This is a genomic window from Methylocella sp. CPCC 101449, assembly GCF_031921685.1.
Lineage (GTDB): Bacteria > Pseudomonadota > Alphaproteobacteria > Rhizobiales > Beijerinckiaceae > Terripilifer.
The window spans coordinates 387,106-409,513 of record NZ_JAPDHU010000003.1; the positions used below are offsets into that span (position 1 = coordinate 387,106).

The window sequence follows — 22,408 nt, forward strand, 5'->3', positions numbered from 1 at the left end:
TGACACCCTGGAATTTTACCAATCTCGCGCCTATCTGACTGAAATCGGCGAAGGAATACCTGCGTTGCGACCCATGCACGCCTCTTCCTTCCGCCGATCCAAACCGCTAGAAGTCCGCCGAGAAAAAATCCGCGCGCTCCACGTGCGCGGTCCCAAGTAGAGAGACCCGACCGAAATGGCCAAGGCACGCACGCTTTATGACAAGATCTGGGACGACCATGTCGTCGAGGCTCAGCCGGATGGCACGACCCTCCTCTACATCGATCGCCACCTCGTCCACGAAGTGACCTCGCCGCAGGCTTTCGAAGGTCTGCGCATGTCCGGCCGCAAGGTGCGCGCGCCGGAAAAGACCCTGTGCGTGGTCGACCACAACATCCCCACCACCGATCGCTCGAAGCCGATCGATGATCCGGAGAGCAAGGCCCAGATCGAGCAGATGGCGAAGAACGCCGCCGATTTCGGCCTCGAATATTATGACGGCGTCGATGTCCGTCAGGGCATCTGCCACATCATCGGGCCGGAACAGGGCTTCACCCTGCCGGGCACGACCATCGTTTGCGGCGACAGCCACACCGCCACCCACGGTGCCTTCGGCGCGTTGGCGCATGGCATCGGCACGTCGGAAGTCGAGCACGTGCTCGCCACACAGACGCTGATCCAGAAAAAGTCCAAGAACATGCGCGTCACCGTCGACGGCAAATTGCCGGAGGGTGTTACCGCCAAGGACATCATCCTCGCCATCATCGGCGAGATCGGCACCGCCGGCGGCACCTCAAGCGTCATCGAATATGACGGCGAGGCGATCCGGTCCCTGTCGATGGAAGGCCGCATGACCGTCTGCAACATGTCGATCGAAGGCGGCGCCCGCGCCGGCCTCGTCGCGCCGGACCAGAAGACCTACGAATTCCTCAAGGGTCGCCCGAAAGCGCCGAAGGGCGCCGATTGGGATAAGGCTTTGCGCTATTGGGACACGCTGCGCACCGAAGACGGCGCGCATTTCGACCGTCACGTGAAGCTCGATGCCGCCGCACTGCCGCCGCTGCTCACCTGGGGCACATCACCGGAAGACGTCACCACCATCGGTGGCACCGTGCCGCGCCTCGAAGATGCCAAGACCGATCAGCAGCGCGCCAAGTTCGAACGCGCCCTGGCCTATATGGGTCTCAAGGGCGGTGAGAAGATGACCGATCTTGCGATCGATCGCGCCTTCATCGGCTCGTGCACGAACGGGCGCATCGAAGACCTGCGCGCCGCCGCCGAGATCGCCAAGATCGCCGTCTCCCGTGGCCAGAAGGTGCCCGAGCGCATCAACGCCATGGTCGTGCCGGGCTCTGGCCTGGTAAAGCAGCAGGCGGAAGCCGAAGGTCTCGACAAGATCTTCGTCGCCGCCGGCTTCGAATGGCGCGAGCCCGGCTGCTCCATGTGCCTGGCCATGAATCCGGACAAGCTGGCGCCGGGCGAACGCTGCGCCTCGACCTCGAACCGCAACTTCGAGGGCCGCCAGGGCTTCCGTGGCCGCACGCATCTGGTTTCCCCCGCGATGGCGGCGGCAGCGGCCCTCGCCGGCCACTTCGTCGACGTCCGGACGTGGAAATAAACCGCGATCCAAACGCATCGTCGCGGGGCGCCATGCCCCGCGACACCGACCTCTTCTCCACCCAGCTCGAAACCGTCGCGCCGCCGCCGACCACAAGCGCTGACCCGATCGAAGTCTGGGCCAAGCGCATCGGCCGCATCATCGGCCTCGTCCTTGTCGCCATCCTGGCGCTCAATCTCGTCACGGGCTGGTTTTTCTGATGGCTGATCCAGATAAGCCTGACTGGCGCACCGCCACCGCGCCAACGCTGGAAGATTTCGAAACCATGGCCGATGAGGCCTTCGCCCGCCTGCCCGCCGAATTCCGCGCGCTCTGCGAAGGCGTCGTCATCCGCATCGAGGATTTTCCGACCGACGAAGTTCTCGATGAAATGCAGGCCGAGAGCGAATTCGATCTGCTCGGCCTGTTTCAGGGCCGTGGCCTCGCCCAGCGCGGCGCGACGCTCCAGACAGGTGAATTCCCCAACATGGTCTGGCTCTATCGCCGCCCCATCCTCGACTATTGGGCCGCGCATGAAGAAGCGCTCGGCACCATCATCACCCACGTGCTCGTGCACGAGATCGGCCATCACTTCGGCTTCTCGGACGAGGACATGGAGAACATCGAAAAGCTGGCGGATTAGAGCGCGGCGCGGACACCTCTGTGTCATTCCCGACAGCCGCGCAGCGGCTGGGCGGGAATCCAGAGCAAGCCGCATGATCCTTGCCGTAAGGGAACCGATCGTCGCAGACACGACCGCTTGCTCTGGATTCCCGCTCGCGCTTCGCGCGTCGGGAATGACACGGAGGTGTCGGCGTCATCTTGCGGACGCCTTCATTAAAAAGAACAAAACAAGAACATAATTCTGCCGCCCCGCTTTCGTATTTTGAGCCCGATTTCACCGCGGGGAGCGCCACGGTGTCCGCAACGGGGAGAACGGTGTTTGGACCGGGAAACAGAAATTCTTCGTCGAGACCCACCGGCACGTCGCCACCCGACTGCGCCCATTGGGGAGGGGGTAGCACGGGATTCTGAGGAACAACCCCATGCAAGGGCGCTATCATGGCCGCTTCCGTTTGCCAGCGGCATTGCCGACGCCTCCGTGTCATTCCCGACGGCCGCGCAGCGGCTGAGCGGGAATCCAGAGCGACCGCTTCAGTTTAAGGTCGTCGTCAAAACCATATTTCCTTTGGCTCTACCTCTCGCTCTGGCTTCCCGCTCGCGCCCTTTGGGCGCGTCGGGAATGACACGAAGGTGTCGGCCCATGCCGGCTAGCTTACTTACTCTGCGCGTAGCGCTTGGCCGCTTCCTGCACGAGGCTGAGATCGACATATTTGCTAATGTCGATCTTGCCTTTCAGGAAACCCAACTCGCTTTGCACGTCGATATTGCTTTGCAGCGCCTTGATGTCGGGCACCAGATTGGGATCGCGGTAGTTGTCGGCCTTGGTGAACAGCCAGCTCGACAAGCGCTCCGGCGGTTGATTGGCGACTTTGCCAGCGAGCTGCAACACCTCGGCGCGATTCTTCGGATCGACCAGCCACTGTTGCACGCGGATGGAATCTTCCAGGAAGTCCAGCACCGCGGCGCGGTTCTTGGTGAGGAACGGTTCACGCGCCGCCCAGACGACCAACTGCGCCGGGCCGATCGCATCCCTGATGGTGAAGAGCGGCCGCGCCACCTTCTGCAATTCCGGATCGAGCGAGAACGGCAGCACGCTCGAAATCAGATCGACCTTCTTCGAGGTCAGCATGGCCGCCATGTTCGGAAAGCCGGCTTCGACCACGTTATAATCGCGTTTGTCCTCAAGGCCGTTCTTGCGCAGCATGGCGCGCAAGGCGATATCAACCGCCGAGCCGGCGCCGACCGACGCCACGCTCTTGCCCTTGAGGTCCTTGACGGTCTGGATCGGCCCGTCCTTCAGCACGAAATAGGGCGCCGTATAATAATCGGCGTAACCATCGCGCGATTCATCGGCGATGACTTTCAGATCGCTCATGCCGGCATTCTGAATGGCGAGCGCCAGAGACGAATAGGCAAAGTCGGCGATGTCGAGTTCACCGGTGGCCAGCGCCGTGATCATCGGCGGCGTGCCCTGGAAGCGCACCGGCTCGAACACATAGCTCTTGCCGTTGTTGCGCATCAGTTCCGGCTTCACCATCAAGAGCGATGGCAGGTTGGCGATCGGCACCACCCAGGCGACGCGGATTTTGACGGGCGCCTGCGCCTGCGCCGGTGCTGCCACAAGAGGCAGAGCCGCCAGCGCGGCGAGCGCGATCCATTTGGCTATTTTCATTCTCTCCCTCCTCGTTTCGGCTTCCCCTTCCCCGGAGGGTCGGTCCGCCCTGTCATCCTTGTCAAGCGCTCAGCTGGCCGTCGCATCCAGACTTTCCGGGTGCCAACGCAACAGCCAGCGCCGAACCATGTTCATCAGCCGCACCAGCACATAGCCGACGATGGCGATCTCGATGATGCCAGCGAAAACACCAGGGGAATCCGCCATGCGCGAAGCGGTTTGCATCACCGCGCCAACGCCATAGCCGCCCATCGCCATTTCGGTGAGTACGCCGACGATCAAAGCGATCGGCAAAGCCACCTGCAGGCCGGTGAGGATTTGCGGCGAGGCTGCCGGCAACAGAATGTCCCACATCAGCCTTTGACGGCTGGTGCCGAGATTGCGCGCCGACCAGATGACCTGCTTCTCGACGCCTTCGATGCCTGCGATGGTGGCGGTGACGACGGGAAAAATCGCATTGAAGGCGATCATGGTGATCTTCGACACGTCGAAAAGGCCAAGCCAGAGGATCATGATCGGCAGGAAGGCGATTTTCGGCATGGGAAATCCGACCGAGATGATCGGATCGAAGAACCAGCGCATCAACCGATATTGCGAGATCAGAATGCCAAGCGCCACGCCGAGCACCGCCGAAATGGCAAAGCCAGCCAGCGCCCGCCACAAGGTCGTGCCGATCGACAGCATCAGATCGCCCGAGGCGTAGTCATCGGCGATGCGCCCGAAGACGGAGGAGAGCGACGGCAGCATGAAGGGCGTGAACAGGCCAGCCCGCGTCGTCGCTTCCCAGGCGATCAACAGGATGATCAACGGCGACCAGGCGAGCAATTTGTAGCCAAGTGTCTGCCAGCGCCAGGAACGCCGCTGCCCGGATCGCGCGAAAGCTTGCGTCAACGCCATCTGAGCACCCGCTGCATGGCCGCCTGATAAAGCCGATCGGCGATGAACCCCATGAAAGCCACCGTGAAGACCACCGCGAACATGGCGTCGAAATTGCCGCCATCTCCCAGAAAGCCGATCATGAAGCCAAGGCCGCTGCGGGCCGCGATCATTTCGGAACTGACGAGCAGCACGAAGGAGGTGGCGAGCGCCGTGCGGATGCCGTTCAACGTTTCCGGCAAAGCACTTGGCGCCACCACGTCGAACAGCATGCGCAAGCGGCTGGCACCAAGCGAGCGCGCCGACCACATCAAGCTCTGTTCGGCGCCGCGCGCCCCGTTATAGGCGCCCAATGTCACCGGCAGCATGCAGCCGAGAAAGATCAGCAGGATTTTCGACGCATCGCCCAAACCAAGCCACAGCGCCGTCACCGGGATCAAGGCCGATTTCGGCAGCGGATAGAACACTTCGACGATCGGATTGAGCAGCGTGCGGATCGGCCTCGACGAGGCCATGGCGATGCCGATCAGCGCGCCGATCACGATGGCGAGGATCAAACCTGCGAACGTGCGATAGAGCGAATCCGCCGCGTTAATCCAAAAATCCGACGTGCCGGCCAGTTGAACCCAAGCCAGGATGACATCGCTCAGCGGCGGCAAGGCGCTACGCGCCACGAGACCCGAACGCGCCACCGCTTCCCACACCACCGCCAGGATGAGCAAAGGGGAGTAACGGATCAGACGTTGCATCAGCCGGCCGCCAAACGCTGCGCCAACATCGCCTCGTTGCGCACGAGCCCCCAGATCTCGTCGACCTTCTCGATGAAGGCCGGCTGTTTGAACAGATTGGGATCGCTGCGGTCGAAATTGGTCTCGATGATCGATTTGATCCGGCCCGGCCGCGCCGACATCACCGCAATGCGCTCGGCGAGATAAACCGCTTCCTGCACGTCATGGGTGACGAAGATCACAGTTTTGGGCGAGCGTCGCCAGATGGCGAGCAGCTCGCTTTGCATGAGACTGCGCGTCTGCGCATCGAGCGCGCCGAACGGTTCGTCCATGAGAAGAATGTTCGGATCGATGGCGAGCGTGCGGGCAATCGCCGTGCGCTGACGCATGCCGCCGGACAGTTGCGACGGATAGCTGTTCTCGAACCCCTGCAGGCCGACCATGTCGATATAGGCCTGCGCCCGCTTCAGCCGTTCCTCCTTCGGTATGCCGGCACGCTCGAGCCCATAGAGCACATTGCCGCGCACCGTCTTCCACGGAAACAGCGCGAAATGCTGGAACACCACGCCACGATCCGGCCCCGGCCCGGTCACCGGCTTGCCGTCGATCAGAATGCGGCCGGTTTCAACCGGCAGGAATCCCCCCATCAGATAAAGAAGGGTCGATTTCCCGCAGCCCGAGGGACCGAGCAGCGCCAGAAATTCGCGCGGTCGCACCTCCAGCGAAACATCGTCGATGGCCAGAACGGGCTGGCCATGAGCGGGGCGGTACATATGAGTGATTTGATCGACGACGATTTGTGCTGCGGCAGGCGCCTGCATACGTATTGTTCCCTCACCCTTCAGCGCCCCGCCACCATGCCCCTCCGGCCGGCGCGCTGGAGACTGACCCTAACCGCCGGTTTTTTCACCGTCCAGCCGCCCGCCCAGTGGTTCAGTCAAGTGGGTCACAGGTGGGAAAAATGCATGGCTGGTGCCCACCTTTTGCGGGAAAGCTGACAACCCGGAACATAGGGTGTAGAAGGCCCCAGCTATAAAACCGAGGACGGGTAAAGAGCCCCATGGACAAGTTCACCAAGCTGACCGGCGTCGCCGCGCCCATGCCGATCACCAATATCGACACGGACATGATCATTCCGAAGCAGTACCTGAAGACCATCGCCCGTACGGGCCTTGGCAAGGGCCTGTTTTCGGAGCTGCGCTATAAGGAAGACGGTTCGGAGAACCCGGATTTCGTGCTCAACAAGCCGGCCTATCGCAAGGCGCAGATCATCGTCGCCGAGGATAATTTCGGCTGCGGCTCGTCGCGCGAACATGCCCCCTGGGCTCTGCTCGACTACGGCATCCGCTGCGTCATCTCGACCAATTTCGCCGACATCTTCTACAACAACTGCTTCCAGAACGGCGTCCTGCCGGCCAAGGTCTCCAAGGAAGACCTGGCCAAGCTGATGGACGACGCCAACCGCGGCGCCAATGCGACGCTGACCGTCGATCTCGAGAAGCAGGAAATCTACGGCCCCGATGGTGGCGTGGTGAAGTTCGAGATCGATCCGTTCCGCAAGCATTGCCTGCTGGAAGGCTTGGACGACATCGGCCTCACCCTGAAGAAGGACGCCGCGATCGGCGGCTTCGAGACCCAGACCAAGGCGGAGCGTCCCTGGCTCTAATGCCTCGAAACGAGAGTGCCATCTGAAGGAACTCTCGCCTTCGAAACGCCTCCGTTCCGAGCTAGTGTAAAGCTCAAGCGCCCGGCCTTCGCGTCGGGCGTTTTTGTTTCGATAGCGTTTTGCAAGTTTGGCTTAGCCAAACGCGCAAAGACACGTCAAAACTAGGAACAAGGGAGCCGCGTTTGATGCTCGCCGAAGCCCGTCCGTTCATTCCCTATGCGCCCAAGCCCCTCGCCAAGCCGGCGGGGCGATTGAAGACTTTATGGCTGTTGGCTCGCAATCCGCTGGAAAGCTGGACGCAGGCGCATTTCGAACAACCGATGCTCGCCGGCCCATCGTCGCTGTTTGGCTATACGGTGGTGGTCAACGATCCCCAGGCGGTGCGCCGCGTCCTCGTCGACAATGTGGCGAATTACGAGCGCGATCCGCTGCAATTGCGCATTCTACGCACCGGCTCGACGGGCGGCGAAGGCCTGTTCACGGCAACCGGCGAAAGCTGGCGGCGCACACGACGCACCCTGAGCCCGCTGTTCACGCCGAAACGCGTCGCCGCTTTCGCGCCGATGATGCAGCGGCTGGCGCAGGCGCGGGTCGATCGCTGGCTGCGCCGCCGCCCCGGCGCCATCCTCGAAATCGATCGTGAGATGACCGGCGTCACCTATGATATTCTGTCGGCAACGCTGTTCTCCGATGCCATCGCCGGCGACAGCGCCGGCTTTGAGCGGGCGATGATGCAATTCCTCGACGCCATAGGCACGATCGACCCGCTTGACGTGTTCAATGCACCGTCCTGGCTGCCACGCGTCTCGGCCATCCGCGCCCGTGAGTCGCTCGCCTTCTTCAACAAGACCACCGAGCGCATGGTGAAGGAACGCCAGGCCCAGATCGCCGACGGCGGCGAAGCGCCGGACGATCTGTTGACCGCGCTGCTGCGCGCCAGCGATCCGGAAACCGGCGTAGGTCTCTCGACCGAGGACGTCATTGCCAATCTCTTGACCTTCATCGTCGCCGGCCACGAAACCACGTCCCGCGCCCTGGCCTGGACGCTCTATCTCCTGTCGCGTTCGCCCCACTGGCGCACCAAGGCAGAAGCGGAGGCCGATGCGGCCTCTGAAAATCCTGGCGACTGGCTCGACGAAATGCCTGTCATCCGCGCGGTTTTCGAAGAGAGCATGCGCCTCTATCCGCCCGCCGCCACGCTCACCCGGCAGGCGCAGGAGGCCGACAGGCTCGGCGACGTCGAGGTGCCGAAAGGCGCCTTCATGATCATCTCGCCCTATTTGCTGCACCGCCACCGGCTGTTGTGGGAGCGGCCGGACACCTTCCTGCCCGAACGCTTCCTGCCGGAGGCGCGCGAGAAGATCGACCGCTTTGCCTACCTGCCGTTTGGCGGCGGCCAGCGCGTCTGCATCGGCATGCGTTTCGCGATGATGGAAGCGATCATCGTTTTGGCTACAATACTGCGGCAGGCGCGCCTGTCCCTCGTCGAAGGCCAGGAGCCCCGCCCGCTACAACGGATCACTTTGCGACCGGACAAAAGATTGGCCATGCATATCCATCCGCGCTGAGCGCACTTCTTGGGGGGAGGACCATGACTCGACGACTGATTTCGACGGGCTCGCCGTTCGAACAACGCTACGGCTATTCGCGCGCGGTGATCGAGGGTGACATGTGTTTCATCTCTGGCACCACCGGCTACGACTATGCGACCAAGCAAATTCCAAAAGACATCAGCGCCCAGGCGCGCAACATCTTCAAGACCATCGGCGGCGTACTCGCCGATGCCGGCTTCGAATATGCCGATGTGGTGCGCAGCCAGATCTTCGTCACCAACGCCGGTTACATGCTGCCGGTGATCGAAGTGTGCGGCCAGGTCTTCGGTGACATTCGCCCCGCCGCCTCCATTTACGTCGTCTCGGGCCTGCTCGATCCGGCGATGAAAGTGGAAATCGAGATCACCGCCAAGAAACGCCAGAATGTCGAGCGGGAAGCCCAGCAAGCGGCGCAATGAGTCGCAGGCGTAGAAGCACGGCTAGAGACAGGCCGGCTTTTCATGGTTTGTTAAACATAATCGGGCGCATTGATCGCTATTTATTGTTGAGGAAGGATCACCATGTCTCGCCTGCCCTTTGCTGCTGCCCTCTGCGCCGCCACCCTGGCGACCTCCGGAACGGCGAGGGCACAGGCCGATTTCAACTCCTGCCTCGCCGGCATTCGCGCCAGCGCCGCCCAGCAGGGTGTCTCCGGCAGCACGTTCGACAATGTGATGGCCGGAGTCACGCCCGATCCCAAAGTCATCGAATCGATGAATGCCCAGCCGGAATTCAAAACGCCGATCTGGGATTATCTCGCCACCTTGGTCGATGAACAGAAGGTCGCCGAAGGCCGGCAAATGATGGCGCGCCATGCCCAGGCGCTGGCTTCGGCCGAACAGCGTTTCGGCGTCGACCGCTACACCATCGCCGCTGTCTGGGGTGTCGAATCCGACTATGGCAAGATCGCCGGCCGATGGATGCTGCCGCAATCGCTCGCCACTCTCGCCTGCACGGCCAATCGCCGCCAGGCCTATTTCCGTGGCGAGCTGATTGCCACGCTCAAGATCGTCGATCGCGGCGACATCGCGCCCTCCAAGCTGCGTGGCTCCTGGGCCGGCGCCTTCGGCCAGACGCAGTTCATGCCCTCGACCTATCTGCGCCTCGCCGTCGATGGCGACGGCGACGGCCGCCGCGATCTGGTCGATTCGACCGCCGATGCCTTGCATTCGACCGCCAACTACCTGGCCAAATCCGGCTGGGTGACCGGCGCCGGCTGGGGCTACGAGGTGCAATTGCCCCAGGGCTATTCCGGCCCCTCTGGCCGGACCCGCAAAGTGCCCCTGGCGCAATGGTCGTCGCTCGGCATTCGCCGCATCGATGGCTCAGGCTTGACCGGCAGCGGCGCCGCCGGCCTGCTGCTGCCCGCCGGTGCCGGCGGCCCGGCCTTCCTGGTCTTCAAGAATTACGACGCGGCTTACGCCTATAACGGCGCCGACTCCTATGCCTTGGCCATTTCGCTACTGTCGGACCGCCTGCGCGGCCGTGGCGGCATCCAGACCGCCTGGCCGACCGACGATCGCGGCACGTCGCGCGCCGAACGCAAGGAAATTCAGGAACATCTGCTCCGGCGCGGCTATGACATCGGCGAAGCGGACGGCGCCATCGGCGCGAAAACGCGGCAAGCGATCGCCGATTATCAGGGCCGTCTCGGCCTGACCCGCGACGGACGCCCGGGCGGGCGGGTTCTCGACGCTCTGCGCGGCGGCCGGTAACAGAAAATCACTTAGCTACTCACCGCGAATTGACTGGCCTGTGAGGAACGTTAAGCGTAAATCGAAGCCATGTCCCAGTCCAGTACCAGTGCATGGTCCCTCCAGGGGCCCCGTCTGTCGCGTCGCGCTTTCGCGACCGGTGGCGCTTGCGCGGCGCTGGCAGCGAGCGTCGGCGCGCAGGCCCAGCCTGCAGCGCAGCTCTTCGAAAAGCCTGTTTACATTGAACTTTTCACCAGCCAGGGCTGTTCGTCCTGCCCGGCGGCCGACCGGCTGCTGACGCAGATTGCCCGTCAGCCCAACGTCATCGCCTTGACCTTGGCTGTAGATTACTGGGATTATCTCGGCTGGAAGGACACGTTCGCCTCGACGGGTCATACGGCCCGTCAGAAAGGCTATTCCAAGACGATCGCCGGCAGCCATGTCTACACGCCCCAGGCGGTGATCAATGGCGTCGCCCAGGTCGTCGGCAGCGATCTCAATTCGCTGATCAGGGAAGCCAAGACCGCCTATGGCAAGCATGGTGCTTTGTCGGTGCCGATGACGGTCAAGGATGTCGGCGACAAGCTGATCATCGACGTCGGCGCCGGTGGTGGTACCGCCAGCCTGAGTCTGGTGCGCGTCGCCAGCAGCCGCGAAGTCGAAGTGGCGCGCGGCGACAACACCGGCAAGCAGCTCAGCTACACCAATGTCGGCCGTGGCCGCGTGCCGATCGGCGATTGGAGCGGCGGCGCCAAGCAGTTCGAGATCGCCAAGGCGGATACGATTGGCGCGGACTCCGACGGCTGGATCATCACGCTGCAGTCCTATGAGAACGGCAAGCCGGGCGTCGTCCTGGCAGCGCGCAAGAGCGCCAACATCTAGATCAGCCCAACATCTAGATCAGCCAAAGCCGGTCGGGCAGTTCGTTCACGTTGTTCGGCCGGGGCGGAAAATGTTTGGCGAGCAGCGGCGCGCAATAGTCGATCGCGCCGACGAAGCCTTCAGCCACCCGATCCTCGCGCATATGGCTCACCAGCAGATTGACGGCGCTCTGCCATTCGTTCTGCGCCACTTTCGCGGCGATCCCGTCATCGACGACGATGCGCGCGTAATGCTCCGCCATCGAGACGAAGATCAGCACGCCAGTGCGATCGGCCGTGCGGGCCAGGCCGCGAATATGAAACTGTTCGACGGCGGCGCGAAACGCACGCGCGCGTTTGACCCGCCGTGGCACCAGCCACATGCGCACCGCGCCGATCGACAGGATCACCGTCGCGACGAAGAACACCAGAAGCTGGATGATGAAAATCCGCTCCGCCGACAATTGCGTGAACGCGATCAGCGGCCACGGCGTCGCCAAGGCGAAGAAGGACGACCAGATCAGCGGCGCATAGGCATAGTCGGATGAAGCGCGCGCCAACACGCAGACGATCTCGCCCGCCGTTCCCAATTCCGCTTTGTGGATCGCCGTGACGATCCGCTCCTGATCGGCGCTGGTCATTTTAATCGTCATCACCAGCTCCCCGATGCACCGCCGCCGCCCGACGAGCCACCGCCGCCACCCCACGAAGAACCGCCGCCGCCGCCGCCCCAGGAAGAGCCGCCGCTCCACGAAGAACCGGAACTCCAATTGCCGCCGGAGGTCGGAATGAAAATCGTATCGCCGCTACGACGCACCCAGCGCCCGCGCCGCCCACCCGTCGTGCTGAACATCAAATACATGATGTAGATGAACAGCAGTATCACCAGGAACGGCATGATCTGTTCGAGGAAATCGCTCTGGCTCTCAGCGCGCAGGCTCGGCCGCTTCTCCCACTCCGACGCATCTGTGGTCAGCACGGTAATGATGTCGTCGACGCCGCGCGTGATGCCGCCGGAGAAATCGCCGGCCTTGAAGCGCGGCGTGATCGCATTGACGATGATCACTTTCGACAGTGCGTCGGTCAGGGTCTTCTCAAGCCCGTAGCCGACCTCGATACGCGCCTTGCGTTCGTTCGGCGCGACCAGCAGCAACACACCATTGTTGTTCTTGGCCTCGCCCAATTTCCAAGTGCGGAAGAGCTGGTTGGCATAGGTTTCGATGTCGCCATCCTCAAGCGATTTCACCGTGGCGACGACGAGCTGGATGCCCGATTTGTCTTCCAGCTCGCGCAGCTTCGTTTCGAGATTGAGCTCGGTCGTAGCATCAATGATGCCGGCCTGATCGACGATACGGCCGCTGAGCGGCGGAAACGTCAGCGCGGCGGCGGCGAGCGTGAGACAGAGCGCGGCCATGAGGCCGAGCCAGATCGCGCCCACATGACGACGCACAGACAGGCCCATACGAGCGCTCATAACGAGGCCGCGCAGGCTGTTCGCATGCCCAACTCCGTTGGCGTCAGAACTTCACCGGTGGTGGTGTTTGCGCACCATCGACCGCCGTGAACTCGGCCATCGGTTTGTTGCCGCGGAACACGGTCATTGCCCACAAGAGGCTCGGGAAGGTCTTCAGCTCCGTATTATAGGCGCGCACCGCTTCGATGTAGTCGCGGCGCGACACGGCGATGCGATTCTCAGTGCCTTCCAACTGTGATTGCAGGGCGAGGAAGTTCTGGTTCGACTTCAGATCGGGATAGTTCTCGCTCACCGCGATGAGCCGTCCCAACGCACCGGACAACTGGCTCTGCGCATCCTGGAACTGCTTGATCTTCGCCGGATCGGACAGTTGCGAGGCATCGACCTGGATCGATGTCGCCTTGGCGCGGGCCTCGATCACCGAGGTCAGCACATCCTTCTCCTGCTTGGCGTAGCCCTGCACTGTCGCGACGAGATTGGGAATGAGATCGGCGCGGCGTTGATATTGATTCTGTACGTCACCCCACTTGGCCTTGGCCTGTTCTTCGAGGGTGGGAATGGTGTTGTAACCGCAGCCCGCCACCGCCGAGGCCAAACACAGGACTATGAGGAATCGGGAAATCCGTTGCTTTGAAAAGAACATGGTCAGCCTCCGTCCAAGGCCGAAAACATAGAAGCAACTGATGACAGGGAAAAGAGCCGGTTAGATCGCCCACAGAATGTTATACTATTGCATAGCCGTCGCAGCTCCGATAAGAAACGTTACACTATAACATACACAGATCGGACTGGGCTGCCTTATGAAACGTCGAAATCTTGTTCTTTCAGCCGGTTATGTCCTTATTTCGGCGAAAGCCGCAACCGCGCAAGTGCTTCTCCCCGATATCGTGGTGACCGCACCAAGTCCGATCCAGGAACCCTGGCGCCAGGCGCCCCGTCCCGCCACCCAGACCGGCCTCCTGCCGATCGCCGACCGCGCTTTCGCGCCGATCACCGTCGTCACCGAAAGCGACCTGCAACGCACCGCCGGTGCGACGCTCGGCGACATGCTCGTCAACAAGCCCGGCCTCTCCAGCTCGTCCTATGCACCGGGCGCCAGCCGGCCGATCATCCGTGGCCTCGACAATTCGCGCGTGCGCGTTCAGGAGAATGGCATCGGTTCGATGGACGTCTCCACCATCGGCGAAGATCACGGCGTGCCGATCGATCCCCTGTCCGCGCAAAAGGTTGAGGTCATTCGCGGCCCCGCCAGTCTGCGCTGGGGCTCACAAGCCATCGGCGGCGTCGTCAATGCCGAGAACAATCGCATTCCGGGGCCTGATACGGCCGAGGGCTTGCACGGCACTTTGCGCGGCGCGCTGACATCGGCTGATCGCGGCGGCGAAAGCTCGGCCCTCTTCGACGCGCGGCAAGGCAACTTCGCTTTCCACGGCGATTATTTCCAGCGCAATGCCGGCGACTATCAGACACCGCATGGCCGCCAGCCGAACTCCGCTCTCAACATGCAAGGTGGCTCGCTCGGCGGTTCTTATATTTTCGATCGCGGCTATGTCGGCCTGTCGATCACGCAGTTCAACTCGATCTATCATGTGCCGGGCCTTGCCGGCTCCGCCAGCAACACACGCATCGATCTGCAACAGACCAAGATCAACGCCAAGGGCGAATTCCAAGTGGGTTCGGCCTTCATTGATACGGTCCGCTTCTGGTTCGCCGGTTCACAATATCGCCACTACGAGCGTGGTCTCGACAGCGATACCGGCATGGATGCGATCGGCGCCACCTTCAAGAACCGCGAATATGAAGGCCGCGTCGAAGCGCAATTAACGCCGATGGAAACGGCCTTCGGACGCCTGACCACGGCGGTGGGCGTGCAATATGGCACGCAGCGCATCGGCACGGCGGGTGAAGCCGGCGGCCTGCTCGATCCCACGCGCGGCAACCGCACCGCCGCCTATATTTTCAACGAATTGCAAGCCACTGAGAAACTGCGCCTGCAAGCGGCCGCACGCATCGAGCATGTGAGCTTCAACAGCATACAGACGTTGTTCCCGTCGACTTATCTCCCCGACGGCTCGTCACTGGTGCAAACACCGCGTACGCGTCAGTTCACGCCCGGCAGCATCAGCCTCGGCGCCCTCTACGATCTGCCCCATGACATTGTCGCCAGCGTAACCGCGCAATATGTGCAGCGCGCGCCTGACGCGCTGGAACTGTTCGCCCATGGCGCCCATGACGCGACGGCAACCTTCGAGATCGGCAATCCCAATCTTCGCAAGGAAGCGGCTACCTCGATCGAATTCGGTCTGCGCCGCTCTAAGGGACCATTCCGCTTCGACTTCACCGCCTACCATACCCGCTATCAGGGCTATATCTCCAAGCGCCTCACAGGCGTGCTCTGCGGCGATGATTTCGACTCCTGCGGTGTCGACACCGAACTTAAGCAGCTCGTCTACACCCAGCGCGACGCAACCTTCACCGGCGCCGAACTCTCCGCGCAATATGACGCCTTTGAAGCCGGCAAAGGCGTGATCGGCTTCGAAGGGCAGTTCGACGTGGTGCGCGCCCGCTTCACCGATGGCACCAATGTGCCGCGCATCCCGCCGGTGCGGCTGGGCGGTGGCATTTACTATCGCTCGTCCGATTGGTTTGCCCGCGTCAACTGGCTGCACGCCTTCTCGCACCGCCAAATCGATCCGACCCAGGAGACACCGACAAAGGGCTACAATCTCCTGCGCGCCGATCTCGCCTACACCTACAAATGGCGAGACGTCGGCCAGCCGCTTGAACTCACCATCGGCATTTCCGGCAACAACCTCCTGAACGCCGATATCCGTAACTCAACCTCCATCCTGAAGGACGAAGTTCTGATGCCGGGCCGCACGGTGAAGGTTTTCGCGGCGCTGAAATTCTAAACTCGGATCAGGTGACACCATGCCGCCGGCGGTTTATGTCCGGCGGCATGTCCGTTTCGCGCCAGTTCATCATTTTCGCCGCCGTCGGCGTCGCCGCCATGATCGCCCATTACGGCGCGCTCATCGGCCTCGTCGAAGGCATGGGCTGGCGGCCGGTGCCGGCCACGCTCGTCGGCTATATCTGCGGCGGCATCGTTTCCTATCTGCTCAACCGCCGCCACACCTACCAGAGCGATCGGCCGCATGAGGAAGCGGGCTGGCGCTTCGCGCTTGTCGCCGCCGTCGGCTTTGGCCTGACCTGGCTGTTCATGTTTGCGCTCCACGACAAGTTGGGCCTGCAATATCTTCTCGCCCAGCTCATCACCACGGCCATCGTCATGGCCTGGAGCTTCCTCGCGCACAAGTGGTTCACCTTCGGCGAACCGCTCGCATAATCACGGCCACTTCACGCTCGGCGGCAGCGACGACAGAATCGAGTCCACATTGCCGCCGGTCTTCAAGCCGAAGATCGTGCCGCGATCGTAGATCAGATTGAACTCCACATAGCGCCCGCGCCGCACCAATTGTTCCTCGCGCTGCGCCGGCGTCCACGGCTTTTGAAAATTGCGCTGCACCAGTTGCGGATAGATGTTCAGAAAGCTTTCGCCGACATCGCGCGTGAAGGCGAAATCCGCATCCCAGGCGCTGTTCACCGGATCGCCCGCGCTGTTGAGATAATCATAGAAAATGCCGCCGACGCCGCGCGGCTCGTTGCGGTGCTTCAAGAAGAAATAGTCGTCGCACCAGGCTTTAAACTTCTCATAGGGCGCGACATCAGCATGCCGCGCGCAGGCCCCTTGCAGGGCCGCGTGGAAATCCACCGTATCGGGATCATCCTGCATGCGCCGCGCATCGAGCACCGGCGTCAGATCGGCACCACCGCCGAACCAATGTTTCGAAGTGACGACGAAGCGCGTGTTCATATGTACCGCCGGCACGTTCGGATTCCACGGATGGACGATCAGCGAAATGCCCGACGCCCAAAATCTGGGATCATCGGCGGCGCCTGGAATCTGCGCGGCGAATTCCGGCGCGAACGTGCCGAACACGGTCGAGACATGCACGCCGGCCTTTTCGAAGACCCGGCCCTTCAGAATGGCCATCGTGCCGCCGCCGCCCGGCGCGCCATCGTGATTGGTGCGCTGCCACGGCTTGCGCACGGCACGGCCTGGCGCCGAGGCCTCGTCAGGAAACGGCCCGCCACAGTCGGTCTCCAGCGCCTCGAAACTCCCGAGGATGCGATCCTGCAGGGCCTCGAACCACGCTCGCGCCGTCTGCTTGCGCGCTTCGAGATCGAATTCTGACGCCATCGAACGACTCCTGATCCCGCCCAAACCGCGGCGGCGGGCTTTTCATACTGCCCTCAAAGCCAAATGGCGATTTTAGCGGGCGCCGATCTGCCGCAGCGCCTCTCCCATAACCATGGCGGCGCTGACCGCCACATTGAGCGAGCGCAAACCCGGCCGCACCGCGATCGAAACCGCCGCGTCGGCCGCCTGGTGGACCTCTTCGGGCACGCCCATTGATTCGCGGCCGACCAGCAAAATATCCCCGGATTCAAATGTGAAATCCGTATAGGAACGCTCCGCCCGGGTGGTCAGCAGCACGAGCCGGCGCCGGGCCGGGCCCCGCCAGGCCTCGAAAGCCGCCCAGGAGACGTGGCGGGCGATCGCCACATGGTCGAGATAATCCATTCCCGACCGGCGAAAATGGCGGTCGGAGACTGGAAAACCAGCCGGTTCGATGATCGCCGCATCGACGCCGAGGCACGCGCACGTGCGCAGCATCGTGCCGCAGTTCTGTGGAATATCAGGCTGAAACAGCGCCAAGGTCAGCAAGCTCATGGCCACGGCCTATAGCTTGGGCGGAACCGGCCGGGAAGCCGGCTTCCGCACCGCAGTGGACCATGGCTCCGGGGCTATGGACAACCCGTTAGAACGATGCGAGATAGCCCCGCTAACGCTCGGATTTCCGGTCCCAACGGGGCGGGGCCGGAGCACTCCAAATAAGCCCGAATGGTGGCGATGCGTCGCATTGCCGCTGACGGATGTTGGACCTAGTGGAACGACAGCTCCTGCGGGAGCCTCGTTTGACCACCGTATGGCGCGCCGCTGTCGCCAGTCCGGTGCAGCAAGGGGGTTATAGTGGCTACTTCTTCGACCGTGGAACCAACCCGCAGGGATTTCCTGTTCATCGCGACAGGCGCCGCCGGCGCGGTCGGTGTCGGCGCCGTCGCATGGCCCCTGATCAGCCAGATGAACCCTGACGCTTCGACCCTGGCCATGGCCTCGATCGAAGTCGACATCTCGGCGGTTCCGCTGGGCTCGATCATGACGGTCAAATGGCGCGGTAAACCGGTGTTCGTCCGTCACCGCACGCCCAAGGAAATTCAGGAAGCCACCAGCGTGCCGCTGGCCGAGCTGCCCGATCCGGAAACCGACAAGCAGCGCGTCCAGAAGCCGGAATGGCTCGTGGTCGTCGGCATCTGCACGCATCTCGGTTGCGTGCCGATCGGCCAGGCCGGTTCGCGCGGCGATTACGATGGCTGGTTCTGCCCCTGCCACGGCTCCCAGTACGACACCTCCGGCCGCATCCGTCGTGGCCCCGCACCGAAGAACCTCGAGGTTCCGACCTATTCCTTCCTCAGCGACACGAAGCTCAAGATCGGCTGATCCAGCCGCTTGAGTTCGTCGTCGTTTTTGCATCCGTGCTCGCCAAATAGAGACAAGTCACATGAGCGGACCCTCCACCTACGTCCCCAAAAGCGCCCTCGGCCGCTGGTTTGAGAGCCGCCTGCCCATCGCCGGGCTGATCCACGGCTCCTTCATCGCCTATCCGACCCCGCGCAACCTCAACTACTGGTGGACCTTCGGCGGCATCCTCAGCTTCATGCTGGTGGCGCAGATCGTCACCGGCATCGTGCTGACGATGCACTACACGCCGCACGTCGATCTGGCCTTCGCTTCGGTCGAATCGATCATGCGCGACGTGAACTGGGGCTGGTTCCTGCGTTATGCGCATTCGAACGGCGCTTCGATGTTCTTCGTCGCCGTCTACATCCATATGTTCCGCGGCGTGTACTACGGCTCCTACAAGGCGCCGCGTGAAGTGCTGTGGATCCTCGGCGTCATCATCTACCTCTTGATGATGGCCACCGGCTTCCTGGGCTACACCCTGCCGTGGGGCCAGATGAGCTTCTGGGGCGCCACCGTCATCACCAACTTCTTCACCGCCATCCCGCTGGTCGGCGATGCGATCACCACCTGGCTCTGGGGTGGCTATTCGGTCGGCAACCCGACGCTGAACCGCTTCTTCGCCCTGCACTACCTGCTGCCGTTCATGATCGCCGGCGTCGTCGTCCTGCACGTGTGGGCGCTGCACGTGGTCGGCCAGAACAACCCGGACGGTATCGAGATCAAGAACGTCAATCGCGACGCGGTGGCCTTCACGCCCTACGCCACGATCAAGGACAGCTTCGCGCTGGTCTGCTTCCTGATCCTCTACGCTTGGTTCGTCTTCCAGGTGCCCAACTACCTCGGTCACGCCGACAACTACATCGAGGCCAATCCGCTTTCGACGCCGGCGCACATCGTTCCGGAATGGTACTACCTGCCGTTCTACGCGATCCTGCGCGCCATCCCGTCCAAGCTCGGCGGCGTTATCGCGATGTTCGGTTCGATCGCCATCCTCGCCTTCCTGCCCTGGCTCGACACCTCCCGTGTCCGCTCGGGCAAGTACCGGCCGATGTTCAAGATCTTCTTCTGGGCGTTCGTCCTGTGCTGCCTCGGCCTGGGCTACCTCGGCTCGATGCCGGCGGAAGGTGGCTATGTCATCGCAGCGCGCCTGCTGACGACCTACTACTTCGGCTTCTTCATCATCATCCTGCCGCTTCTCGGCATCTTTGAAACGCCCAAGCCCGTCCCTGCATCGATCGCCGATGCGGTGCTCGCCAGAAATGGCGGCGCGGCGGCGCAGCCGGCTGAATGATCAGGGGAGCTAAGGAAAACATCATGATCTCCTTCAAATCGATCAGCCTGGCTCTCGCGATCTCGACGATGGCTTTCACCGGCGCCATGGCGGCGGAGGAAGGCCACGGCGCGACCCCGCCACGGCAGGAATGGACCTTCGGCGGCTTCTTCGGAAAGTACGACCGGGCTCAGTTGCAGCGCGGTTTCAAGGTCTACCGGGAAGTCTGTCAGGCCTGCCATTCGCTGAACCTGCTGCGCTTCGGCAATCTTCACGATGCCGGCGGTCCGCAGTTCTCCGAAGCGCAAGTGAAGGCGCTCGCGGCCGAATATCAGATCAAGGACTTCAACGATAAGGGCGAAGCCATCGAGCGTCCGGGCCGCGCGTCCGACCGCTTCCCGAAGCTCTTCGTCAACGCCGACGCAGCTGCCGCCGTCCATGGCGTGGCGCCGCCGGACCTCTCGGTGATCGCCAAGGCCCGCTCCTATTCGCGCGGCTTCCCGCTGTTCCTGCTCGATATGGTGCCGGGCTTCGCCTATCAGGAACATGGCGTCGACTACATCGTCGCGCTGCTGAACGGCTACACCAAGAAGGGCGAGGACCACTGGAACGAGTTCTTCCCGGGTCATCAGATCGCCATGCCGAAGCCCCTGAGCGACGGCCAGGTCGAATATCCCGACAATGCGCCCAAGACCGTGCAGCAGTATTCGCACGACGTCGCGGCGTTCCTGATGTGGGCGGCCGAACCGAAGCTCGAAGAGCGCAAGAAGACCGGCTTCAATGCCCTCATCTTCCTGGCGATCTTCGCCGGCCTGCTCTACTTCACCAAAAAGAAGATCTGGAAGGACGCGCACTAAGCGCTCCCCACCGCCCCAAAACAAAACCCCGCGGCGACGCGGGGTTTTTTATTGGCTGAAACTGAGTAGCTTGATTACCCGGCCGCCTGCGCCTTCGCCCAGGTGTCGCGCAAGCCAACCGTGCGGTTGAACACCGGCCGTTCCGGCGTGCTGTCGACATCGGCGCAGAAATAGCCCTGACGCTCGAACTGCATCGAGACGCCGGCCGCGCTGTCGGCCAGCGACGGCTCGAGCTTGCAGCCCTTCAGCACCGTCAGCGAATTGGGATTGAGATCGGCCTCGAAATCGCTGGCCGAGGGATCGGGCTTGGCGAACAGATGCTCGTAGAGCCGCACCTCCGCATCGAGCGCCCCGGAGGCTTCCACCCAATGCAGGGTCGCCTTCACCTTGCGTCCGTCCGGCGCATTGCCGCCGCGCGTCGCCGGATCATAAGTGCAACGCAGTTCGACCACCTCTCCCGAAGCGTCCTTGATCGCTTCCCGGCAGGTGAGGAAATAGGCGTAACGCAGCCGCACTTCCGCTCCCGGCGACAGGCGGAAGAATTTCTTCGGCGGACTCTCCATGAAATCGTCGCTCTCGATATAGAGCTCGCGGCCGAACCGCAGCTTGCGCGTGCCCGCCGCCGGATCGTCAGGATGATTGACCGCCTCGATCTCCTCGAAATGGCCTTCCGGGAAATTCTCGATGACCACTTTCAACGGCCGCAGCACGGCCATGCGGCGCTCAGCTCGTGGATTGAGATATTCACGGATCGCGAAATCGAGCATGCCATAGTCGACGATGCTGTTGGCCTTGGCGACCCCGACGCGCTTGATGAAATCGCGGATCGCCTGCGGCGGCACGCCCTTGCGGCGCAGGGCCGCCAAGGTCGGCATGCGCGGATCGTCCCAGCCGTCGACGATCTTCTCATGCACCAACCGGTTGAGAATGCGCTTTGAGAGCAGCGTATAGGTGAGATTGAGGCGCGCGAATTCATACTGGCGCGGCCGTGCCGGCACCGGCAGATGGTCGAGGAACCATTCGTACAACGGCCGATGATCCTCGAATTCGAGCGTGCAGATCGAATGGGTCACGCCTTCCAGCGCATCCGACTGGCCATGCGCGAAATCATAGCTCGGATAGATGCGCCATTTGTCGCCGGTGCGCGGATGGCTGGCCTCGACGATGCGATAGAGTGTGGGATCGCGCAGGTTGATATTGCCTGACGTCATGTCGATCTTGGCGCGCAGCACCCGCTCGCCGGGCTTGGCCTGGCCGTCGCGCATGCCCCGGAACAGGGCGAGATTTTCCTCCACGCTGCGATCGCGGAACGGGCTGTTGCGGCCGGGCTCGGTCAACGTGCCGCGATTGAGCCGCATCTCGTCGGGCGACTGGTCGTCCACATAGGCGTTGCCGTTGACGATGAGAATTTCGGCCCAGGCATAGAGCTGGTCGAAATAATCGGAGGCGTGATGCAGGTGGTTGGCCCAGTCGAAGCCAAGCCAGCGCACATCGCGCTCGATGGCATCGATATATTCCTGCTCTTCCTTGGCCGGATTGGTATCGTCGAAGCGCAGATTGCAGCGGCCACCATATTCTTCCGCCAGCCCAAAATTCAGGCAGATCGATTTGGCGTGGCCGATGTGCAGATAGCCGTTCGGCTCCGGCGGGAACCGGGTCACGATCGTCGTGTGCTTGCCGGATTTGAGATCGTTCTCGACGATCTCGCGAATGAAATCTTTGCCGGCTTCCTTGACCGTCTCGACCGAAGACATAGACCTCGTTTCCCGTTAGCGCGCCCATCGGCACGACAAAAGCATGGGCCGCGCGGGCGCGGCGCCGCCTGCCTATCACAGCTTGGCACGACCCCGAAACAGCGACAAATCAACCAAC

General features: G+C 62.4%; 23 protein-coding genes. 13 read left to right on the plus strand and 10 right to left on the minus strand.

Going from position 1 to position 22,408, the window contains the following annotated elements; all coding sequences use genetic code 11:
• Positions 1-175: 175 nt before the first annotated feature.
• Genes leuC through OIM99_RS22025 form a run of 3 tightly spaced genes read left to right on the plus strand, consistent with a single transcriptional unit; the run spans position 176 to position 2,219 of the window.
• On the plus strand, positions 176-1,597 hold the full coding sequence (leuC, locus tag OIM99_RS22015) for a 3-isopropylmalate dehydratase large subunit (protein WP_311852625.1): 1,422 nt from the start codon (positions 176-178) through the stop codon (positions 1,595-1,597).
• A 32-nt stretch (positions 1,598-1,629) separates the two neighbouring features.
• Entirely contained in the window at positions 1,630-1,797 is a 168-nt protein-coding gene (locus OIM99_RS22020) for a hypothetical protein (protein ID WP_311852626.1), read from the plus strand.
• Complete coding sequence (locus tag OIM99_RS22025; RefSeq protein WP_311852627.1) at positions 1,797-2,219, plus strand: metallopeptidase family protein; 423 nt, start codon at positions 1,797-1,799, stop codon at positions 2,217-2,219. Before OIM99_RS22020 ends, OIM99_RS22025 begins: the two co-directional genes overlap by 1 nt.
• A 633-nt stretch (positions 2,220-2,852) precedes the next feature.
• Here OIM99_RS22025 and OIM99_RS22030 read toward each other — a convergent pair.
• The 4 genes from OIM99_RS22030 to OIM99_RS22045 all read right to left on the minus strand — a co-directional run bounded on the left by OIM99_RS22030 (position 2,853) and on the right by OIM99_RS22045 (position 6,297).
• Entirely contained in the window at positions 2,853-3,872 is a 1,020-nt protein-coding gene (locus OIM99_RS22030; protein WP_311852628.1) for an ABC transporter substrate-binding protein, read from the minus strand.
• Positions 3,873-3,941: 69 nt separating this feature from the next.
• A complete protein-coding gene (locus OIM99_RS22035) occupies positions 3,942-4,769 on the minus strand; it encodes an ABC transporter permease (RefSeq protein ID WP_311852629.1) in 828 nt (275 codons plus the stop codon).
• Entirely contained in the window at positions 4,760-5,497 is a 738-nt protein-coding gene (locus OIM99_RS22040; RefSeq protein ID WP_311852630.1) for an ABC transporter permease, read from the minus strand. Before OIM99_RS22040 ends, OIM99_RS22035 begins: the two co-directional genes overlap by 10 nt.
• Positions 5,497-6,297 carry an ABC transporter ATP-binding protein gene (locus OIM99_RS22045; protein WP_311852631.1) on the minus strand — a complete coding sequence of 267 codons (801 nt, stop codon included), beginning with the start codon at positions 6,295-6,297 and terminating at the stop codon, positions 5,497-5,499. Before OIM99_RS22045 ends, OIM99_RS22040 begins: the two co-directional genes overlap by 1 nt.
• A gap of 239 nt (positions 6,298-6,536) precedes the next feature.
• Between OIM99_RS22045 and leuD the strand changes: the two genes are divergently transcribed.
• The 5 genes from leuD to OIM99_RS22070 all read left to right on the plus strand — a co-directional run bounded on the left by leuD (position 6,537) and on the right by OIM99_RS22070 (position 11,310).
• Positions 6,537-7,142, plus strand: a complete 606-nt coding sequence (gene leuD / locus OIM99_RS22050) for a 3-isopropylmalate dehydratase small subunit (protein ID WP_311852632.1) — start codon at positions 6,537-6,539, stop codon at positions 7,140-7,142.
• Between the two features lie 185 nt (positions 7,143-7,327).
• Complete coding sequence (locus OIM99_RS22055) at positions 7,328-8,710, plus strand: cytochrome P450 (protein ID WP_311852633.1); 1,383 nt, start codon at positions 7,328-7,330, stop codon at positions 8,708-8,710.
• 23 nt (positions 8,711-8,733) lie between these two features.
• Positions 8,734-9,153 carry a RidA family protein gene (locus tag OIM99_RS22060; protein ID WP_311852634.1) on the plus strand — a complete coding sequence of 140 codons (420 nt, stop codon included), beginning with the start codon at positions 8,734-8,736 and terminating at the stop codon, positions 9,151-9,153.
• Between the two features lie 102 nt (positions 9,154-9,255).
• Positions 9,256-10,449 (plus strand): lytic murein transglycosylase, encoded by a 1,194-nt coding sequence (locus tag OIM99_RS22065; RefSeq protein WP_311852635.1) that lies wholly within the window; start codon positions 9,256-9,258, stop codon positions 10,447-10,449.
• A gap of 69 nt (positions 10,450-10,518) precedes the next feature.
• The gene (locus OIM99_RS22070; RefSeq protein WP_311852636.1) at positions 10,519-11,310 is read left to right on the plus strand and encodes a DUF1223 domain-containing protein; all 792 of its coding nucleotides are present in this window, start codon (positions 10,519-10,521) and stop codon (positions 11,308-11,310) included.
• A 13-nt stretch (positions 11,311-11,323) separates the two neighbouring features.
• Here the strand turns inward: OIM99_RS22070 and OIM99_RS22075 are convergent, their stop codons facing one another.
• Genes OIM99_RS22075 through OIM99_RS22085 form a run of 3 tightly spaced genes read right to left on the minus strand, consistent with a single transcriptional unit; the run spans position 11,324 to position 13,405 of the window.
• Positions 11,324-11,941, minus strand: coding sequence for a TPM domain-containing protein (locus OIM99_RS22075; RefSeq protein ID WP_311852637.1), 618 nt, complete (start codon positions 11,939-11,941; stop codon positions 11,324-11,326).
• Positions 11,941-12,762 carry a TPM domain-containing protein gene (locus OIM99_RS22080; protein ID WP_311852638.1) on the minus strand — a complete coding sequence of 274 codons (822 nt, stop codon included), beginning with the start codon at positions 12,760-12,762 and terminating at the stop codon, positions 11,941-11,943. Before OIM99_RS22080 ends, OIM99_RS22075 begins: the two co-directional genes overlap by 1 nt.
• A gap of 43 nt (positions 12,763-12,805) precedes the next feature.
• On the minus strand, positions 12,806-13,405 hold the full coding sequence (locus OIM99_RS22085) for a LemA family protein (RefSeq protein WP_311852639.1): 600 nt from the start codon (positions 13,403-13,405) through the stop codon (positions 12,806-12,808).
• Positions 13,406-13,562: 157 nt separating this feature from the next.
• On the opposite strand from OIM99_RS22085, the gene OIM99_RS22090 reads away from it, so the two are divergent.
• The gene (locus tag OIM99_RS22090; protein WP_311852640.1) at positions 13,563-15,674 is read left to right on the plus strand and encodes a TonB-dependent receptor domain-containing protein; all 2,112 of its coding nucleotides are present in this window, start codon (positions 13,563-13,565) and stop codon (positions 15,672-15,674) included.
• Between the two features lie 47 nt (positions 15,675-15,721).
• Positions 15,722-16,108 carry a GtrA family protein gene (locus OIM99_RS22095; protein ID WP_311852641.1) on the plus strand — a complete coding sequence of 129 codons (387 nt, stop codon included), beginning with the start codon at positions 15,722-15,724 and terminating at the stop codon, positions 16,106-16,108.
• Here OIM99_RS22095 and hemF read toward each other — a convergent pair whose 3' ends face one another.
• Complete coding sequence (hemF, locus tag OIM99_RS22100) at positions 16,109-17,023, minus strand: oxygen-dependent coproporphyrinogen oxidase (RefSeq protein WP_311852642.1); 915 nt, start codon at positions 17,021-17,023, stop codon at positions 16,109-16,111.
• Positions 17,024-17,095: 72 nt separating this feature from the next.
• On the minus strand, positions 17,096-17,557 hold the full coding sequence (locus OIM99_RS22105; RefSeq protein ID WP_311852643.1) for a tRNA (cytidine(34)-2'-O)-methyltransferase: 462 nt from the start codon (positions 17,555-17,557) through the stop codon (positions 17,096-17,098).
• 300 nt (positions 17,558-17,857) lie between these two features.
• Here OIM99_RS22105 and petA point away from each other — a divergent pair, with 300 nt between their 5' ends.
• The 3 genes from petA to OIM99_RS22120 all read left to right on the plus strand — a co-directional run bounded on the left by petA (position 17,858) and on the right by OIM99_RS22120 (position 20,536).
• Positions 17,858-18,385 carry a ubiquinol-cytochrome c reductase iron-sulfur subunit gene (petA, locus tag OIM99_RS22110; protein WP_311852644.1) on the plus strand — a complete coding sequence of 176 codons (528 nt, stop codon included), beginning with the start codon at positions 17,858-17,860 and terminating at the stop codon, positions 18,383-18,385.
• A gap of 61 nt (positions 18,386-18,446) precedes the next feature.
• Entirely contained in the window at positions 18,447-19,700 is a 1,254-nt protein-coding gene (locus OIM99_RS22115) for a cytochrome b/b6 (RefSeq protein ID WP_311852645.1), read from the plus strand.
• Positions 19,701-19,723: 23 nt separating this feature from the next.
• The gene (locus tag OIM99_RS22120; RefSeq protein ID WP_311852646.1) at positions 19,724-20,536 is read left to right on the plus strand and encodes a cytochrome c1; all 813 of its coding nucleotides are present in this window, start codon (positions 19,724-19,726) and stop codon (positions 20,534-20,536) included.
• A 74-nt stretch (positions 20,537-20,610) separates the two neighbouring features.
• Here the strand turns inward: OIM99_RS22120 and OIM99_RS22125 are convergent, their stop codons facing one another.
• Positions 20,611-22,290 carry a glutamine--tRNA ligase/YqeY domain fusion protein gene (locus tag OIM99_RS22125; protein WP_311852647.1) on the minus strand — a complete coding sequence of 560 codons (1,680 nt, stop codon included), beginning with the start codon at positions 22,288-22,290 and terminating at the stop codon, positions 20,611-20,613.
• Positions 22,291-22,408: the final 118 nt, after the last annotated feature.

Bases quoted from the DNA above. Each gene is read 5' to 3' on its own strand.
- leuC (WP_311852625.1), top strand. From the start codon at position 176: ATGGCCAAGGCACGCACGCTTTATGACAAGATCTGGGACGACCATGTC.
- OIM99_RS22020 (WP_311852626.1), top strand. From the start codon at position 1,630: ATGCCCCGCGACACCGACCTCTTCTCCACCCAGCTCGAAACCGTCGCG.
- OIM99_RS22025 (WP_311852627.1), top strand. From the start codon at position 1,797: ATGGCTGATCCAGATAAGCCTGACTGGCGCACCGCCACCGCGCCAACG.
- OIM99_RS22030 (WP_311852628.1), bottom strand. From the start codon at position 3,872: ATGAAAATAGCCAAATGGATCGCGCTCGCCGCGCTGGCGGCTCTGCCT.
- OIM99_RS22035 (WP_311852629.1), bottom strand. From the start codon at position 4,769: ATGGCGTTGACGCAAGCTTTCGCGCGATCCGGGCAGCGGCGTTCCTGG.
- OIM99_RS22040 (WP_311852630.1), bottom strand. From the start codon at position 5,497: ATGCAACGTCTGATCCGTTACTCCCCTTTGCTCATCCTGGCGGTGGTG.
- OIM99_RS22045 (WP_311852631.1), bottom strand. From the start codon at position 6,297: ATGCAGGCGCCTGCCGCAGCACAAATCGTCGTCGATCAAATCACTCAT.
- leuD (WP_311852632.1), top strand. From the start codon at position 6,537: ATGGACAAGTTCACCAAGCTGACCGGCGTCGCCGCGCCCATGCCGATC.
- OIM99_RS22055 (WP_311852633.1), top strand. From the start codon at position 7,328: ATGCTCGCCGAAGCCCGTCCGTTCATTCCCTATGCGCCCAAGCCCCTC.
- OIM99_RS22060 (WP_311852634.1), top strand. From the start codon at position 8,734: ATGACTCGACGACTGATTTCGACGGGCTCGCCGTTCGAACAACGCTAC.
- OIM99_RS22065 (WP_311852635.1), top strand. From the start codon at position 9,256: ATGTCTCGCCTGCCCTTTGCTGCTGCCCTCTGCGCCGCCACCCTGGCG.
- OIM99_RS22070 (WP_311852636.1), top strand. From the start codon at position 10,519: ATGTCCCAGTCCAGTACCAGTGCATGGTCCCTCCAGGGGCCCCGTCTG.
- OIM99_RS22075 (WP_311852637.1), bottom strand. From the start codon at position 11,941: ATGACGATTAAAATGACCAGCGCCGATCAGGAGCGGATCGTCACGGCG.
- OIM99_RS22080 (WP_311852638.1), bottom strand. From the start codon at position 12,762: ATGAGCGCTCGTATGGGCCTGTCTGTGCGTCGTCATGTGGGCGCGATC.
- OIM99_RS22085 (WP_311852639.1), bottom strand. From the start codon at position 13,405: ATGTTCTTTTCAAAGCAACGGATTTCCCGATTCCTCATAGTCCTGTGT.
- OIM99_RS22090 (WP_311852640.1), top strand. From the start codon at position 13,563: ATGAAACGTCGAAATCTTGTTCTTTCAGCCGGTTATGTCCTTATTTCG.
- OIM99_RS22095 (WP_311852641.1), top strand. From the start codon at position 15,722: ATGTCCGTTTCGCGCCAGTTCATCATTTTCGCCGCCGTCGGCGTCGCC.
- hemF (WP_311852642.1), bottom strand. From the start codon at position 17,023: ATGGCGTCAGAATTCGATCTCGAAGCGCGCAAGCAGACGGCGCGAGCG.
- OIM99_RS22105 (WP_311852643.1), bottom strand. From the start codon at position 17,557: ATGAGCTTGCTGACCTTGGCGCTGTTTCAGCCTGATATTCCACAGAAC.
- OIM99_RS22115 (WP_311852645.1), top strand. From the start codon at position 18,447: ATGAGCGGACCCTCCACCTACGTCCCCAAAAGCGCCCTCGGCCGCTGG.
- OIM99_RS22120 (WP_311852646.1), top strand. From the start codon at position 19,724: ATGATCTCCTTCAAATCGATCAGCCTGGCTCTCGCGATCTCGACGATG.
- OIM99_RS22125 (WP_311852647.1), bottom strand. From the start codon at position 22,290: ATGTCTTCGGTCGAGACGGTCAAGGAAGCCGGCAAAGATTTCATTCGC.